Genomic DNA, 16,134 nt, shown 5'->3' on the forward strand with positions numbered 1-16,134 from the left:
GATTACAATTGTCTCAGATTCCAAGATAGAAGGGGGAAAAAAGATGCAACATTTAAAAAAAGGAATTTTAGTGCTGCTGGCGTCAGTTCTGCTGTTCGGTCTTGCCGCCTGTTCAAGTTCAAAGGAAACGGGAGGCAGCGGCGGGAAAAAAGTGCTGACCGTGTCTGTAGAAGAGGTCTATAAACCTTACGTCGAAAGCATAAAGGAAGGTTTTGAAAAAGAGAATGATGTGACAGTCAAAATCGTTGAAAAGCCGATGTTCGACCAGCTTGAAGCGCTTCCGCTTGACGGTCCGGCAGGCAATGCGCCCGATGTCATGCTTGCGGCATACGACCGTATCGGCGGCTTAGGACAGCAAGGTCATTTGCTGGAAGTCAAACCGTCTGACACAAAAAGCTTCGGAGACAAAGAAATGCAGCAGGTGACGGTTGGCGGAAAAGTCTATGGAATCCCGCTTGTTATTGAAACTCTCGTACTCTATTACAACAAAGACCTGTTAAAAACGCCGCCAAAAACTTTTAACGTGCTCGAGGATTTAACAAAAGACAAGAGGTTCGCTTTTTCTTCGGAAAAAGGAAAATCGACCGCCTTTCTTGCAAAATGGACGGACTTTTACATGTCATACGGTTTAATGGCCGGATACGGCGGATATGTATTCGGAGCTGACGGCACGGATTCCGGAGACATCGGTCTGAACAACAAGGGAGCCGTAGAGGCGGTGGAATACGCCGAAAAATGGTTTAGTGAATATTGGCCGAAAGGCATGCAGGACAATACGAGCGCAGACGATTTTATCCAGCAGACCTTTATGGACGGAAAAGCAGCGGCTGTTATCGGAGGTCCTTGGTCGGCTTCCAATTATAAAGAAGCCGGTTTGAACTACGGCGCAGCGAAAATCCCGACATTGCCGAACGGAAAAGAGTATGCCCCGTTTGCAGGCGGAAAAGGCTGGGTCGCCTCAAAATATACGAAAGAGCCGGAGCTTGCTGAGAAATGGCTTCAATATGCCGCAAATGACGAAAACGCTTACCGCTTTTATGAAGATACGAACGAAGTTCCGGCCAACCTCGCTGCTCGAAAGAAAGCAGGGGAGCAAAAAAGCGAGCTGACGTCGGCGGTCATCACACAATACGAAACGGCGACTCCAACTCCGAATATTCCGGAAATGGCCGAAGTGTGGACAGGTGCAGAAAGCTTGATATTTGACGCGGCAGCAGGGAAAAAATCGGCTCAGCAATCAGCGGATGATGCCGTGCGCGTGATCAAAGAAAACATTAAAGAAAAGTATGTGAAATAAAACGGCGGTTTTAGCGTCCGGAAGAATAGAGGGCGAAAAAAATGAACAAAGACCAAACACTAGCAAACCGGAGCCGGAAGGCAGCGCTGTTATCGATAATTCCCGGTGCTGGCCAGATTGCAAACCGGCAGTTTTCAAAGGGGATCCTTTTTCTAGTCATCACAGGCTTGTTTATTTGTGAGTTAGCGATTTTCGGTTATCAGGCGCTGATCGGTCTCGTGACGCTGGGGACTGTCCCCGGAGAAGACCACTCGCTGTTTCTCTTGATAGAGGGCACGCTGCAATTGATTTTGACGCTCGTTTTCTTGATGTTTTACATCTTTAATCTGTATGATGCCCGGAAGACCGCCGCGATGAAGGCGGCGGGTTTGAAAATCAGCGAGACGGCTGGGGACATGATCAGAAATGCAGGTGACAAAGGGTTTCCGTATTTATTTACGCTGCCGGCATATCTCATGATGGTGTTTGTGATTATTTTTCCGGTGCTGGTGACTCTGTTTATCGCGTTTACAAACTACGATTTTTATCATATTCCGCCAAACAGTCTCATCGACTGGGTCGGCTTTAAAAATTTCATGAATATCTTTTTCCTTGGCTCGTATCGGCAAACATTCGCCGATGTGCTGGGCTGGACGATCATCTGGACGATCTGTGCGACGACGCTGCAAATTGTTCTCGGCATCGTGACGGCGCTGATCGTCAATCAGAACTTTATTAAAGGCAAGCGGATGTTCCGGATCATCTTCCTGCTTCCGTGGGCCGTTCCGGCATTTATTACGATTATGAGCTTCGCCAACATTTTCAACGACTCGGCGGGCGCGATGAACGTCCAGGTGATCCCGCTTTTGAACCAGCTTCCGTTCGTCGACATCCCGGCTGTCGCATGGAAGACCGATCCGTTCTGGACGAAGACGGCTTTGATTATGATCCAGACGTGGCTCGGTTTTCCCTACATTTATGTCATGGTGACGGGGGTGCTTCAGGCGATTCCCGGAGAGCTTTATGAAGCGGCAAAGATTGACGGCGCGACATTTATTCAGCGCTTTAAACACATTACGCTGCCGATGATTTTATTTGCGACCGCACCGGTGATGATTACCCAGTATACATTTAATTTCAATAACTTCTCGATCATCTATTTATTTAATGAAGGCGGTCCGGGGAGTGCGGGGGCCGGAGCCGGGTCAACCGACATCTTAATATCCTGGATCTATAAGCTGACGACGGGGACGTCGCCGCAGTATTCCGTGGCGGCTGCTGTCACACTGCTCATTTCTTTCATTGTCATCGGGGTTTCCCTGATTGCTTTTAAGAAATCGAATGCCTTTGGCAATGAGGAGGTCATGTAGATGAGAGGGCTTTTTAAAAATACGCGGTTCACCGGGATGCTGAACAAGGTTTTGACCTATATATTTTTGGCGTTTTTAAGCATCGTGATTATTTATCCGCTTTTGATCACAGCATCATCCGCATTCCGGGTCGGGAATGTAGCGGCTTTTACACTCGATTTTTCGGGCGCATGGACATTGGACCACTTTAAGCGGCTGTTTGAAGAGACGCTTTACCTCAATTGGTACGGGAATACACTTGTGATCGCTCTGTCTGTCATGGTGTTCCAGGTGACGATTGTGACGCTTGCCGGCTATACGTACAGCCGCTACCGGTTTGCGGGCCGAAAAAAGAGCCTCATTTTCTTTTTGATCATTCAAATGGTGCCGACGATGGCGGCGCTGACCGCTTTTTACGTCCTGGCCATGCTGATCGGAGCTTTGGACCAATATTGGTTTTTAACTGCAATCTATATCGGCGGCGGAATTCCGATGAACACATGGCTGATGAAGGGCTACTTTGATACAGTGCCGAGAGAAATCGATGAAGCGGCGCGAATTGATGGAGCGGGGCACCTGCGGATCTTTGCTTCGGTCGTTCTCCCGCTTGTGAAACCGATGCTTGCAGTCCAGGCGCTGTGGGCGTTTATGGGGCCGTTCGGCGACTATCTGCTGGCGAAATTTCTGCTTCGGTCGCCGGAAAGCCTGACCATCGCCGTCGGTTTGCAGACATTCATCTCCAATCCGCAGCAGCAAAAAGTCGCGCTGTTTGCAGCTGGGGCGATTCTTGCAGCTCTGCCGATTTGCATCTTGTTCTTCTTTCTCCAAAAGAACTTTGTGTCCGGTTTGACATCCGGCGGAACGAAGGGATAAATCGATGAACGACATGCGAAACGAAAAGCTGATCGTCCGATTTCTTAAAGCAGCGGCATCACCGGCGGGCGTCATGCGCTGCAAACATGCATTCAGCTGGCTCGAAATTTCTTTTCTGTTTATGTTTTTGACTGCTTGTTTAATGGCGCCTATGACCCTTGCGTTTATGAAAATGGACCGCTTCAATGCCGGGTATCTGATCCCGAACGTCGCTCAAGAGGCTGACGCGGCATTCATCAAACAATTAAAAGGCTACCAATTGACAAACGGAAGATTGAAGGGCGAAGACGAGCTGTACCGTGTGGAGAAAGGGAGAACCCTGCTGGCCGTCGATTTGAAGGATGAATTAAAAACAAGCGGTGAGAACGGGCGGATAAAAGCGGAAGGCTATCAAAATGCGCTCATCTTTCAGTCAGATCATCTGATCATCAGTGATCAAAGCGGAGCGGGGTTTTCCGTTCGCTATCCGGCAAAGGCTGGGCTGAATGATCTGGATGCCGGTCATTTGGGGGATTTTATCGGTGCAATGTGGTTTGCCCAATATAAGCCGCTTATCATCATGCTGGCCTGTTCGGCGGTTTTCATCATCTCGCTTTTTTTAACGGCCGTTCTGGCGGGAGGCATCTGGATCTCCAAAAAATCCAACATGACCGGGATAAGGTCGTTTAAGGAAGCGGCCGCAGCGGCGGTGTGCGGATCGGCGCTTCCGGCAGGAGCCGCAATGGCTTTCGGTATGATCAGCTTTGACTTCATCGCGATGCTGCTCATCCATTCGTGCGGTAGTGCTTTGATGGTCTCTTTCATTTTCAGGCACATCTTCAAGAACCGCCATCACAACGAAAATCTACAGTCAGGAGGAAATCATGGCAAATCAGCGGCTATTTGAGATCGACCAGTGGAAAATCAAAACAAACAAATTTGAAAAGGAACATAAACGGCTTCAGGAAAGTCTGACATCCTTGGCGAACGGATATATGGGAATCAGGGGGAATTTTGAAGAAAGCTATTCAGGCGAAAGTCTCAAAGGCACATATATCGCAGGGGTTTGGTTCCCTGACAAAACGCGTGTCGGCTGGTGGAAAAACGGCTATCCCGAATATTTCGGGAAAGTGATCAATGCGATGAATTTCATCGGAATTGATGTATATGTAGACGACGAAAAAGTCGACCTCAGCCAAAACGACATCGAATCGTTTGAATTGGAGCTTAATATGAAAGAAGGCATCTTGCGGAGAAGCGCTGTCGTCCGTGTGAATCAAAAGGCTGTCAAAATTTCGTCCGAGCGCTTTCTTAGCCTCGATGTCCCGCAACTGTGCGCGATCCATTATGAAGCGGAATGCCTGAACGATGAAGCGGTCATCACGCTTGTTCCTTATCTTGATGGAAATGTCGCAAATGAGGATGCCAATTTCGAAGAGCGGTTTTGGCAGGAAGAAGCGAAAGGCGCCGAATCTCATCGCGGCCATCTTGTGACGAAAACGATTGAGAATCCGTTTGGAACCCCGCGTTTTACGGTGGCTGCTTCTATGTGCAATGTGACGGAAGGATATGTCAGCGAGCATTTTCAAACGGATGCAATGTACGCGGAAAACCGCTACTGTTACGAAGTGGGACCGGGAACAAAGGCTTCTTTAAAGAAATTGATCATTGTCACAACGTCCCGGGATTTTGAAGAAGCAGAGCTTTTAGTACAGGGCAGGGCGCTTTTGGCGAATGTTCTTCGGCAGGGATATGAAGAAGCGAAGCGGAGGCATACCGAACATTGGATGGAAAGGTGGGCAAAAGCGGACATTGAAATTAAAGGGGATGATGAGCTTCAGCAGGGCATCCGGTACAACCTCTTTCAGCTCTTCTCGACATACTACGGAGCCGATTCACGCTTAAACATCGGGCCGAAAGGATTTACCGGCGAGAAATACGGAGGAGCCGCCTATTGGGATACTGAGGCGTACGCCGTTCCGATGTATTTGGCGACGGCAGAGCCGGAGGTGACGAAGAATCTGCTTTTGTACCGCTATCATCATTTGGAGGCAGCAAAACGGAATGCCGCCAAACTGGGGCTGAAAGGAGCCCTTTATCCGATGGTCACCTTCACAGGCGATGAATGCCACAATGAATGGGAGATCACCTTCGAAGAAATTCACCGCAACGGCGCGATCTGTTATGCGATCTACAATTATGTCAATTATACAGGCGACCGGGACTACATGAAAGAATACGGGATAGACGTTCTCGTCGAAATCAGCAGATTTTGGGCGGACCGCGTCCACTTCTCAAAACGAAACAATAAATACATGATCCACGGCGTCACAGGGCCGAATGAATATGAAAACAATGTCAACAACAACTGGTATACGAACTTGATTGCGTCATGGACGCTTGAGTACACGCTCGAAAACCTCGCTATCCTCCCGGAGGAAAAACGCCGCCGGCTTGATGTACGGGAAGCCGAAATCGAGAAATGGAAGGATATCATCGAGCGAATGTACTATCCATACAGTGAGGAATTAAATGTTTTTATTCAGCATGATACTTTCCTGGATAAAGAGCTTCAGGCAGCGGATGAGCTTGAACCGGGTGACCGTCCGCTCTATCAGAACTGGTCATGGGATAAAATTCTCCGCTCCAGTTTTATTAAGCAGGCTGATGTTCTGCAAGGCATTTATTTCTTTAATCACCGATTTACAATGGAAGAAAAACGTCGCAACTTTGAATTTTATGAACCGATGACAGTTCATGAATCGAGCCTTTCGCCATCTGTCCATGCGGTGCTGGCGGCTGAGCTCAAAATGGAAAAGAAAGCGCTCGAACTGTATAAGCGTACAGCGAGGCTTGATCTGGATAATTACAATCATGACACCGAGGAAGGGCTTCATATCACTTCGATGACCGGAAGCTGGCTCGCCATCGTGCAAGGATTTGCCGGCATGCGCACTCAGGATGAGAAGCTGTCTTTTGCTCCGTTTCTGCCGAAGGAATGGGACGGTTATTCGTTCAACATCAATTATCGAGACCGGCTAATCAATGTGCAGGTAGAGGAAAACAGCGTCGTTTTCAGTCTTTTAAAAGGAGAACCGCTTTCTATGACAGTTTATGGAGAACAGATCGCACTGAACGGACGGTATGAAAGGAGGATGGCCCGATGAGCCAATGGTGGAAAGAGGCAGTCGTGTATCAAATTTACCCGCGGAGTTTTTATGATTCCAACGGAGACGGCTTCGGTGATTTGCAGGGGGTGATTCAAAAGCTCGATTACATCAAAAGCCTTGGAGCCGATGTCATATGGCTGTGTCCTGTGTTTGATTCCCCGCAGGATGACAACGGCTACGACATCAGCGACTATAGAAGCATATACGAAAAGTTCGGGACGAACGATGATATGTTTCAATTGATTGATGAAGTGCATAAACGCGGAATGAAAATCATTATGGATCTTGTCGTGAATCACACGTCTGATGAACATGCCTGGTTTGCCGAAAGCCGCAAGTCAAAGGACAATCCTTACCGTGATTATTATTTTTGGAAGGATCCAAAGGCGGACGGTTCAGAGCCGAACAATTGGGGATCGATCTTTTCAGGGCCGGCATGGACGCTCGATGAGCGGACAGGACAGTATTATCTTCACTACTTTTCGAAAAAGCAGCCTGACTTAAACTGGGAGAATGAAGCGGTTCGCCGCGAAGTATACGATTTGATGACATTTTGGATGGACAGAGGCGTGGACGGCTGGCGGATGGACGTGATCGGTTCCATCTCCAAATTCGTCGACTTTCCCGATTATGAAACAGATGACAGCCGTCCATATGTCGTCGGCCGCTATCATTCGAACGGCCCCCGTCTGCACGAATTTATACAAGAGATGAACCGGGAAGTGCTGTCCCGTTACGACTGTATGACGGTCGGCGAAGCAAACGGCTCAGATGTTGAAGAAGCGAAAAAATACACGGATCCAAGCAGACATGAGCTGAACATGATTTTTACATTTGAACATATGGATATTGATACCAAACAGCATTCTCCGAATGGGAAATGGCAGATGAAGCCGTTTGACCCGATCGCTTTAAAAAAGACGATGACGAGGTGGCAGACCGCTTTAATGAATGTCGGCTGGAATACGCTTTATTTCGAAAATCATGATCAGCCGAGGGTCATATCCCGCTGGGGCAATGACCGCGAGCTCCGCAAACAATGCGCCAAAGCATTTGCAACAGTTCTGCACGGCATGAAGGGAACCCCGTTCATTTATCAAGGTGAAGAAATCGGCATGACAAACAGCGAGATGCCGCTCGAAATGTATGATGATCTCGAAATCAAAAACGCATACCGCGAACTTGTCATTGAAAACAAAACGATGACAGAGGAAGACTTTCGAAAAGCCGTGGCGAAAAAAGGGCGGGATCATGCGAGAACGCCGATGCAATGGGATGACGGGAAATACGCGGGCTTTACGGATGGAGAGCCTTGGCTGGCGGTAAATCCCCGCTATCAAGAAATCAATGTGAAAGAGTCGCTTGCCGATGAAGATTCGATTTTCTATTATTATCAGAAGCTCATCGGGCTGCGCAAACAAAATAAAGTCATCGTGTACGGAGACTATCGGCTGCTGCTCGAGGAAGATCCGCGAATCTTTGCGTATATCCGCGAATATCGGGGCGAAAAGCTGTTAGTCGCCGTGAATTTATCAGAAGAAAAGGCGCTGTTTCATGCTTCGCCGGAATTGCTTGAGGACAGATGGGATGTGCTGTTGTCAAACTACGCCCGAGAGCGGCTTAATATAAGCGGCAGTATCGACATGGAGCCTTATGAAGCTTTCATGATGATCAGCCGGGCAAAGGATTACACATCATGAAAGCGGTCATTTTTGACTTGGACGGCGTGATCACGGATACGGCCGAGTATCATTATCTCGCATGGAAACATACTGCAGAACAAATCGGCATTGAGATTGACCGGAGCTTTAATGAACGGCTGAAAGGCATCAACAGAGAGCAGTCGCTTGATAAGATTTTGATTCACGGCGGCGCGGCCGGAAAGTTTCAGGAGGCGGAGAAACAAGAGATCATGCGCCGGAAAAATCAATACTACCAACAGCTGATCCAAAACTTGACTCCGCACGACCTGCTGCCGGGAATCTCCGTGCTTTTTGCCGAATTGAAAAGAGAACATATAAGCATTGCGTTAGCTTCGTCAAGCCGAAACGCGCCTGCTATTTTGCAGCGGCTCGGTGTCATGGACGAATTTCAGGGTGTCGTTGATCCGGCCGCACTTGCTCACGGAAAGCCCGACCCCGAAATCTTTTTGACGGCCGCTGCACTGCTCGGTGTGCCTCCGTCTGAATGTGCAGCAATCGAAGATGCTGAAGCCGGGATCGCCGCGATCAAATCCGCAGGGATGTTCGCGGTGGGAGTCGGTGATGAGACATCGCTGCGCGGAGCCGATTTGATCGTGCACAACACAAACGAGCTGACGTTTGAGCTGCTGAATGAAGGATGGCAGCGCTATTGCTGTATAAGAGAAGGAAAATGAAAAGCAACCCGAGAATCATAAAATGACAGGCCGCCGCTGGCGGCCTTATCTGCAATCGGAGAGGGAAGCAAAACCAAGAACAAGATCAAGATCAAGGCGTTCGGCTGGCCGGAGAGGGAGACCGTTCAGATATGCGTTTTGCTGGTTATACAACCGATCTCAGCAACCCGACTTCGAATCTATCAGGCGGTTGGATACAGTCCTGTTGCAGAGTCTATCGCCTGCGTTTTTCAAGAAAAACAGCCTAATCGATCCCTTTAAAAGGATGATTAGGCTGTTTGTTTATTGGTGCATTTGCAATTTGACAAATTTTCGTTTGCCGACTTGGATGATCATGCCGTGTTCGAGTGCAATGTCCGCATGAATCGATTCCGCTTTGGCGCCGTTGATTTTAACGCCGCCGTTTTGGATCATGCGGCGGGCTTCACTTTTGGAAGGAAGGAGTTCGAGCGTCACCAATAAATCGGTGACCGGCACCGTTCCGCCACCTTGCCAGTGTACGGCTGTTATATTGTCCGGCGCGCTGTTTTGCTGAAAAACTTTCTTAAACTGCTGTTCGGCCGCTTCTGCCGCCTTGCTTCCATGATACATGTTGACAATGGTTTTCCCGAGAAGCATCTTCGCGTCTCTCGGATGAACGGCCCCCGTTTCCAAATCCTTGACAAGACGTTTTTTTTCTTCCGCCTCCAAGTCGGTCGCAAGATGGATATACTTTTTCATCAAACTGTCCGGCAGAGACATCGTTTTCCCGAACATTTCATGAGGGTCTTCATCGATGCCGATGTAATTGTTCTTTGATTTAGACATTTTTTCAATGCCGTCAAGCCCTTCAAGCAGCGGCATGAGAATGACGACCTGTTTTTCTTTTCCGTACTTTTCCTGAAAGTGTCTGCCCATGAGCACGTTAAAATGCTGATCCGTTCCGCCCAGTTCGATGTCGCTGTCCAGAACGACTGAATCATACCCCTGCATCAACGGGTAAAAGAACTCATGAAGCGAAATCGGCTTTTGCATGGCGATTCTTTCTTCAAAATCATCGCGTTCCATTAAACGGGCGACGGTAATTTTGCCCGCGAGCTCAATGACGTCTTCCAAGGTTAATCGTTTAAGCCATTTTGAGTTGTAGTGAAGCTCGACCTTGTTCTGATCAAGCACTTTTCCAAACTGTTGAAAGTATGTTTCGGCATTGCGGCGGACCTCTTCGTCCGTCAGCTGTTTCCTGGCGGCGGATTTTCCTGTTGGATCACCGATTTTCCCCGTGAAATCGCCGATCAGGAGCTGGACGATATGTCCGTTTTCCTGAAACTGACGAAGCTTATTCAAGACGACGGTGTGGCCCAAATGTACGTCAGGCGCAGACGGATCGAGGCCGAGCTTAATTTTCAGCGGTTCGCCGGTCAAAATCGATTTGGCCAGCTTTGCCCGCAGTTCCTCCGGGGGAATGACCTCCTCCGCTCCGTCCATATATAAGTGAAGCTGCCTTTCGACTTCCCGCTTTTCGGCAGTTGTCAGTTGATCAAATTGTTGTTGCTGCATGATAACTCCTCCTTTTTTTGTATAAAAAAAGAACCTCATCCCGATAAGGGACGTGGCTCAAATGCACGCGGTACCACCCTGATTGAAGACCTTCATCTTCCGCTCAATTTCCGGTAACGGCTTCCCGTTCTTTGCTACTTGAAGGTTCACAAAGAAAGCTCAGGGAGGTAATTCACGTCTGCCTTTGTACCGGCTCGCACCAGCCGCCGGCTCTCTGGAACAGGGAGACAGTCCGCTACTCGTTCCCGTCGTTGCTTATGGTTTATGAAGATTGTCATTCACTTTTCGAAGGAGCTCGATCAATGTATTCTGCTCCTCTTTTGTCATGCCCTTGATCAGCATTGTTTCCCCTTTGTGGAACGCCGGATAAAGCTCTTCAATCGCGGCTTTTCCTTCCGGTGTGATCTCGGCGTAAACGTGTCTGCGGTCTCTCGGATCCGCGCTTTTGACGCAAAAGTTCTTTTTCTCAAGCGTTTTAATGACATTGCTCGCAGTGGCTGTTGAAATTCCTGACAGTTCGGCGAGTTTTCTCGTTTCAAGCCTGCCCCATACCCATAGATCGTAAAGAATCGAAAAAGCCGTCCAAGACAATTGATATGAGGAAAGGACCTCGGTCTCCATTTTGACGCGGAGCTTTTGCGCCGACCGGTAAAGGTTGGTGGCGACCGAAATGGCTTCAAGATTCAAGGATTCGATCGGCATGCGCTTCAGCTTGCTGAGGGTGTCGTGTTCTTCCTGTCGAAGATGGGGGGATCTATTCAATCGTGACGCCTGCCTTTTTATTTTCAGAATTATTAGCTATGAAATGAATTTTAACAGACGGTCTCCATCAATGCAAGCCCTTGTTTGACATGATGAGAAAAGCCGGCATCATGATGATGACCGGCGCTTGTTTCAGCTATTTTTTGGTGATCTGTTTGCGGCGCACTTCAATTCGGTCCCCTTTTTGAATGCTGTCATATTGTTTTTTCGAGACGAGGACGGCATGTTTCTTTCCGTTTTGATCTTCAATCAACAGCCAATATCTTTTTTCTTTTCGTTCAGAGAGCGCTTTTTCTTTGATTCCTGCGGTACGGAGGATGTTTTTTTGTTCCGCTGTATATCCGCCTACGTGGAAGATCATCCAATATGGAAAGTAGTAATTCAAAAAGGCTGATCCAGCAGGATTTTGATTGAGTGTCCGCTTGATGCTTCCTTTGTACAGGGCATCGGGAGGCAGTGTCCGCTGAATGGTGTTGAACTGACTGTTCTTGTTTAAGTATCGTCGGCTCGCAGACTGTTTCATATAACTGCGCATACTCTGGTTGACTGAACCCGCACGTGTTTTTAGAGCGCTGTTATTAGCCGAGGAACTCGAAGCCTTCACCCCGGATGCTCCTTTGCTGCCTGCTGCCTCTGCTTGAGCAAAAGGCAGCAAGAGGGACAGCGCCATGATCAAAATAAGAGGAGCGCTTTTTTTCTTCATTGTTCATCACTGCTTTTTTGTTCAACTTTGTCTTTGACGACGCCCTCAAGCGGCTCCTGATCATATTTAATGTATGGGGGACGAAAGATGAAGGCTTCCTGATCGCGGATTTTAATATAAGGCTGTTCGACATTTTCTACATTTTCCACATATTTTTTGAAAGTCTCCGTCTTTTCTTTTCCATCTTTCACGTATGCTGCTTTCAGTAATGGTGCTTTGTCGGATTCGCTGTCATTCACGTAATCAAACCATACGAGATCGTATTTTTGAATGGATTGGTCATCTGCGACCTCCTGTGAACGGTCTGAAGCGGATGATGAACATCCTGATAAGGGAACGGCTAAAAGCATCGCAGCCGCGGATAAAGAGATCAGTTTCGATTTTTTCACTGTGATCATCCTATTCATTTCGGTTTCGCTTTTATATACGAACGATCCGGGCAAAGGTGTCATCTATTCAAAATAGATTGGCAGAAAACAGGGCGTAACAATTGCATTTTAAACGTAAACAAACTGTAAAATACCATTTCTATGAAAAAAGGTATAATTTGAATGTCAGAAAAAAATCCCATTCACGGAGGATATTTTTATATGAAGAAGATACTTTTTTCTGTTTTTGTTTTGGCAGGCAGCTTGCTATTGGCTTTTAATTTTGCCGGTGAAGCGAGTGCTAAAACGAAAAAAGTCAGCGGCTATATCACTTGGTACAACGGAGTGGGCAAAATCGGCGCTGACGGCAAGAGGCTCGGCCATTGGGACTGCGCCACAAAGATGGGCTTCGATGTTCCGAGAAAAGGCACAAAAATAAGAGCCTATTCAAAAGCAAAACCGCACAAAGTCATTACAGTCTATAAATATGATGTCGGCAGAATGCCGGGCGCTGTTTTGGATGTAAGCCCGAAAGCTTTTAGAGCTTTGGGATTTCCGACAAGCAAAGGAAAGGTAGCCGGACATTATACATATAAAAAATAGGAGAAATGAAGCAAGAAAAATCGTTTTCTTGCTTCTTTCAATTGGCGGGGTCGAATATGAAAAAAGTTTCAGTTGTTTTGTTGGCGGCAGTCATTTTAGCCGCAGGCGCATTTGCGGCCGTCCGCTATTTCGTCCCGGAAAAAGCGGAGCCGGCAAAGAGCGGCGGTTCAGACCTGCTTGTATCGATAACCGATCAGAAGCTGATGACCGCTTACTATGAAAATCAAAATAAGCTGTATGAAGAAAAGATGACGGATTATCCGGCTATGGCATTAGACCGGAAAAAACGAATTCTTTACTATACAAACACCGATAACAGCAATGTGAAGCATTTGATCAGGCTGGATTTACAGTCGGGCAAAAAAACAACCCTATATTCAGGAGATGAATATGTCGACGGGCTCAGTTTATCGGCGGACGGTTCGAAGCTGTTCATGAGATACAACCTTGCGGAGGAGAGGAATTTTCACCTTGCTTCCTTTGATTTAAAACAAAAGGCGTTTCATGTCATCTATCCATCGTTGAAAAACAAGGACGAAACTGTCAGCTACTATCAGTACAACAAAGCTGACAATCAATTCGTTATGCTGCATTATTCATTGAAGGAAGACTATCAAAAAACAGATGATGCGAACAACAAAGGCGTGCCGCCCGAACCGACGAATATGAACATTTCCATGGCGGGTGTGAAAGATCGGCAAAAGGTGAGAACGATAGCAAAATTTATCAATGACGTGGCAATTTCGCCGGATGGAAAAACGATTGTCTTTACAGAATCGGCTGATGATCAGAAGGCGATTTATGCGATGGATGCCGAAACGAAAAAATACAAAGCGATCATTTCAGATCAGCAGGCATTTTCATTGGTCGATTCAGCACAGCCGCAATTCTCGAAAGACGGGAAAAAGCTTTACTTTCTCGCTGAAGCAAAAGATGCGAAGCTGCTTGAAGATGAAACGGGGAGCGAAGCAAGGGTGAGAACGATCTATTCGTATGATATGGATACGAAAAAAGTGAGCAAAGCCTGGGAAAAAACAAACGGGATCATCAACACCTTTACGGTCATTGACGAATAAACGGGCACCAGCCGGCACAAACAGACTGCGCCGGCTGTTTTTTTATGAGCCGTTTGCCTGAGACGCTGCAGCAGAGCTTGTCATAATGGCGATTGCTGCCGTCTGCTGTGCTTGAATAACAGCTTCAAGCGTTTGATAAAGCCCTGTATCCAAAAGCGCCGGGTCTTCCGTTTTTTCGCTCATGTACAAGTTGACGGCCGTTTTCAGATTCATGTCTTTCTGCCACCTGAACAGTTTATCGCTGTTCAATGCGCCTGCCATGATAGTGATGGCATCTATGTCTTTTTCGCCGTTCTCAAGCAGCGCGAGCAGTCCGATTTCCGGGTAATGGACAGGCTTTGGTCTTTTATGCTTTTTTGTCAATTCATCGTATATCCGGAGGGAGCGGGCGACAAGCTGATCTGAATCCTGCTCCGGCATAAGCGAGAGGATGTGGCTGAGAAACTGCAAATCGTTCCCTTTGCGAAAACCCGCCTGGTTAAGCTTTTGGTAAAACGCTTCGATATAGTCAATCAGTTCACCTGTCTCCATATCTGAACCGGCCAAAAGCACGGAGAGCGGGTAGTCGCCGGCAGATGTTAAAAAAACGTGCTTGTCCTTCATTCCTTTGTAAATAGACAAAGCCCGATTGATTTTGCTGTCATGATCATGCTCATCACGGTATTTTGTCAAAAGAATAAGAGCGGACAAATAAGTGAAAATACTTTTTTTGAATCCGTTGCCGGTCATTTTTTCATAAAGAGTGAAAAAAGGTCTGATATGCGTTTCAGGTTCTTCGAAGCGTACGTCAAACATAGCGGCAAAAGTGTAGCGATGGGCTGACCTCAACGGCGAAAATGTACCGGCGGCCTGTTTGACAGCCTCACTCAGCTTTAAAAACCGTTCTTTATCAAAAGGCCGCTTGTTGACGACATACATGGAAGCAATCATCATTAATGTCCGCTGATCTGTGACTTTCCATTTTAAATCGCTTTTTAACTCAGAGTAAATTGCTTTATATTGATCCAATCGCTGCTGCAGTTTAGCAGATGCCATTTATCTATCTCCTTCCTAGGTTTGCGTGTTTTTGTATATACGAAACAAAGGGAAATAAGTTTCAGGGATTTGGCATCATATCGGGCTTCTGCTTAATAATATGGAAAAGGATACAGCGCAGCAATAAAAACAAACGGGAAGATCCTTCTCCTGAACCGCCTGAATCGTCGGCGCGGATATCCGTAACCGCCGTAAAACTGCCTTTCATCTGTCACGTCTTCGGGAATGAGGACAGATGCTTCCTGACGGTTCACCCCTTCAAGAATGCCGTGAACAGAACTGCCGTCCTTCATTTTCAGCACGACGTGATAGTGCATGTATTTGCGGCATAAATCGTGCAAAGACCTTTGATGATCATGGGGCATCGAGCAAGCGGCATCTTTCGGAACACTCATATTCCTTTCCATCTCCTTTTAGATACATGGTATTCACCCGATGGATGAATGTTCCGGTTTGAAGCGGTGAAGCCGTGATTTTATGTAAAAAAGCCGATTATCATATATGAATCGGCTTTAAAGATCAACGGTCAGCACTTCATTCTGCGGCATTTGAAGCGGTCGTCATCGTCATCAGAAAAGCACTTTCTTTTTCTGCATTTGAACCGGTCATCGTCAGAGCTGCGGGTTTTATCCGTTTTATCCGCTTTAGCTGTTTTATCTGTTTTATTCGTTTTATCTGTTTTATTACTATCCGCCGAACGCCGCGCTTTCATTGACTGTCTTTCTTTTTCCCGCTCAGGGCTGTATGGATCGTAATTGTCATAGTACTCTTCGTAGCTGCTCATTTTGAGGCAATCACCGCCTTTGGGTCATGATATGATAATGTATTATAAAGAGGGGCGTTTTGCCTGTGCATATATAACGGTTTTTCGTGCTGTAAATAAGCTGATCAACTGACAAAATTCAACATTGAATAAAGGATTTTTCGTTTCAACCGCTAATATTATATGTATCAACCATTTTTTTACGGCTGCGCCTGCCGGTGCTTGCGGAAAGCATTCAGACGGACGGCCTGATATGATAGAAGG

At 47.2% G+C, this 16,134-nt stretch carries 16 protein-coding genes and 1 other annotated feature; of the genes, 9 read left to right on the top strand and 7 right to left on the bottom strand.

Translation table 11 applies throughout. The annotated features are described in order from the left end of the window. The first annotated feature begins 43 nt into the window (after positions 1-43). Genes MKY62_RS03310 through pgmB form a run of 7 tightly spaced genes read left to right on the top strand, consistent with a single transcriptional unit; the run spans position 44 to position 9,024 of the window. Entirely contained in the window at positions 44-1,297 is a 1,254-nt protein-coding gene (locus MKY62_RS03310; protein WP_003179453.1) for an extracellular solute-binding protein, read from the top strand. A 41-nt stretch (positions 1,298-1,338) separates the two neighbouring features. Continuing rightward, on the top strand, positions 1,339-2,646 hold the full coding sequence (locus MKY62_RS03315) for a sugar ABC transporter permease (RefSeq protein WP_003179455.1): 1,308 nt from the start codon (positions 1,339-1,341) through the stop codon (positions 2,644-2,646). After that, entirely contained in the window at positions 2,647-3,498 is an 852-nt protein-coding gene (locus MKY62_RS03320; protein WP_003179457.1) for a sugar ABC transporter permease, read from the top strand. A 4-nt stretch (positions 3,499-3,502) separates the two neighbouring features. Then, the gene (locus MKY62_RS03325; RefSeq protein ID WP_003179460.1) at positions 3,503-4,384 is read left to right on the top strand and encodes a DUF1189 family protein; all 882 of its coding nucleotides are present in this window, start codon (positions 3,503-3,505) and stop codon (positions 4,382-4,384) included. Further along, positions 4,362-6,644, top strand: a complete 2,283-nt coding sequence (locus MKY62_RS03330; RefSeq protein ID WP_003179462.1) for a glycoside hydrolase family 65 protein — start codon at positions 4,362-4,364, stop codon at positions 6,642-6,644. The genes MKY62_RS03325 and MKY62_RS03330 overlap by 23 nt, the downstream gene beginning before the upstream one ends. Continuing rightward, on the top strand, positions 6,641-8,347 hold the full coding sequence (locus MKY62_RS03335; RefSeq protein ID WP_003179464.1) for an alpha-glucosidase: 1,707 nt from the start codon (positions 6,641-6,643) through the stop codon (positions 8,345-8,347). The genes MKY62_RS03330 and MKY62_RS03335 overlap by 4 nt, the downstream gene beginning before the upstream one ends. Continuing rightward, positions 8,344-9,024 carry a beta-phosphoglucomutase gene (gene pgmB, locus MKY62_RS03340; RefSeq protein ID WP_003179466.1) on the top strand — a complete coding sequence of 227 codons (681 nt, stop codon included), beginning with the start codon at positions 8,344-8,346 and terminating at the stop codon, positions 9,022-9,024. Before MKY62_RS03335 ends, pgmB begins: the two co-directional genes overlap by 4 nt. Before the next feature lie 282 nt (positions 9,025-9,306). Here pgmB and tyrS read toward each other — a convergent pair whose 3' ends face one another. The 4 genes from tyrS to MKY62_RS03360 all read right to left on the bottom strand — a co-directional run bounded on the left by tyrS (position 9,307) and on the right by MKY62_RS03360 (position 12,414). Further along, a complete protein-coding gene (tyrS, locus tag MKY62_RS03345) occupies positions 9,307-10,560 on the bottom strand; it encodes a tyrosine--tRNA ligase (RefSeq protein ID WP_003179468.1) in 1,254 nt (417 codons plus the stop codon). Positions 10,561-10,603: 43 nt separating this feature from the next. Further along, positions 10,604-10,821 (bottom strand) — a binding site (T-box leader). After that, positions 10,816-11,262, bottom strand: coding sequence for a MarR family transcriptional regulator (locus MKY62_RS03350; RefSeq protein WP_223307103.1), 447 nt, complete (start codon positions 11,260-11,262; stop codon positions 10,816-10,818). (Overlaps the previous feature by 6 nt.) Before the next feature lie 196 nt (positions 11,263-11,458). Then, positions 11,459-12,025 carry a hypothetical protein gene (locus MKY62_RS03355; RefSeq protein ID WP_003179472.1) on the bottom strand — a complete coding sequence of 189 codons (567 nt, stop codon included), beginning with the start codon at positions 12,023-12,025 and terminating at the stop codon, positions 11,459-11,461. Continuing rightward, on the bottom strand, positions 12,022-12,414 hold the full coding sequence (locus tag MKY62_RS03360) for a hypothetical protein (RefSeq protein ID WP_003179473.1): 393 nt from the start codon (positions 12,412-12,414) through the stop codon (positions 12,022-12,024). Before MKY62_RS03360 ends, MKY62_RS03355 begins: the two co-directional genes overlap by 4 nt. 201 nt (positions 12,415-12,615) lie before the next feature. Between MKY62_RS03360 and MKY62_RS03365 the strand changes: the two genes are divergently transcribed. After that, positions 12,616-12,996 carry an RlpA-like double-psi beta-barrel domain-containing protein gene (locus MKY62_RS03365; RefSeq protein WP_009329156.1) on the top strand — a complete coding sequence of 127 codons (381 nt, stop codon included), beginning with the start codon at positions 12,616-12,618 and terminating at the stop codon, positions 12,994-12,996. 56 nt (positions 12,997-13,052) lie between these two features. Continuing rightward, on the top strand, positions 13,053-14,072 hold the full coding sequence (locus MKY62_RS03370; protein ID WP_003179477.1) for a PD40 domain-containing protein: 1,020 nt from the start codon (positions 13,053-13,055) through the stop codon (positions 14,070-14,072). Between the two features lie 42 nt (positions 14,073-14,114). Here MKY62_RS03370 and MKY62_RS03375 read toward each other — a convergent pair whose 3' ends face one another. The 3 genes from MKY62_RS03375 to MKY62_RS03385 all read right to left on the bottom strand — a co-directional run bounded on the left by MKY62_RS03375 (position 14,115) and on the right by MKY62_RS03385 (position 15,891). Continuing rightward, the gene (locus MKY62_RS03375; protein ID WP_003179478.1) at positions 14,115-15,107 is read right to left on the bottom strand and encodes a DUF4003 domain-containing protein; all 993 of its coding nucleotides are present in this window, start codon (positions 15,105-15,107) and stop codon (positions 14,115-14,117) included. Between the two features lie 92 nt (positions 15,108-15,199). Continuing rightward, on the bottom strand, positions 15,200-15,502 hold the full coding sequence (locus tag MKY62_RS03380; protein ID WP_003179483.1) for a hypothetical protein: 303 nt from the start codon (positions 15,500-15,502) through the stop codon (positions 15,200-15,202). 131 nt (positions 15,503-15,633) lie between these two features. After that, positions 15,634-15,891, bottom strand: a complete 258-nt coding sequence (locus tag MKY62_RS03385) for a hypothetical protein (protein WP_003179485.1) — start codon at positions 15,889-15,891, stop codon at positions 15,634-15,636. Positions 15,892-16,134: the final 243 nt, after the last annotated feature.

Source organism: Bacillus sp. FSL R7-0646, assembly GCF_037969865.1.
Lineage (GTDB): Bacteria > Bacillota > Bacilli > Bacillales > Bacillaceae > Bacillus > Bacillus licheniformis.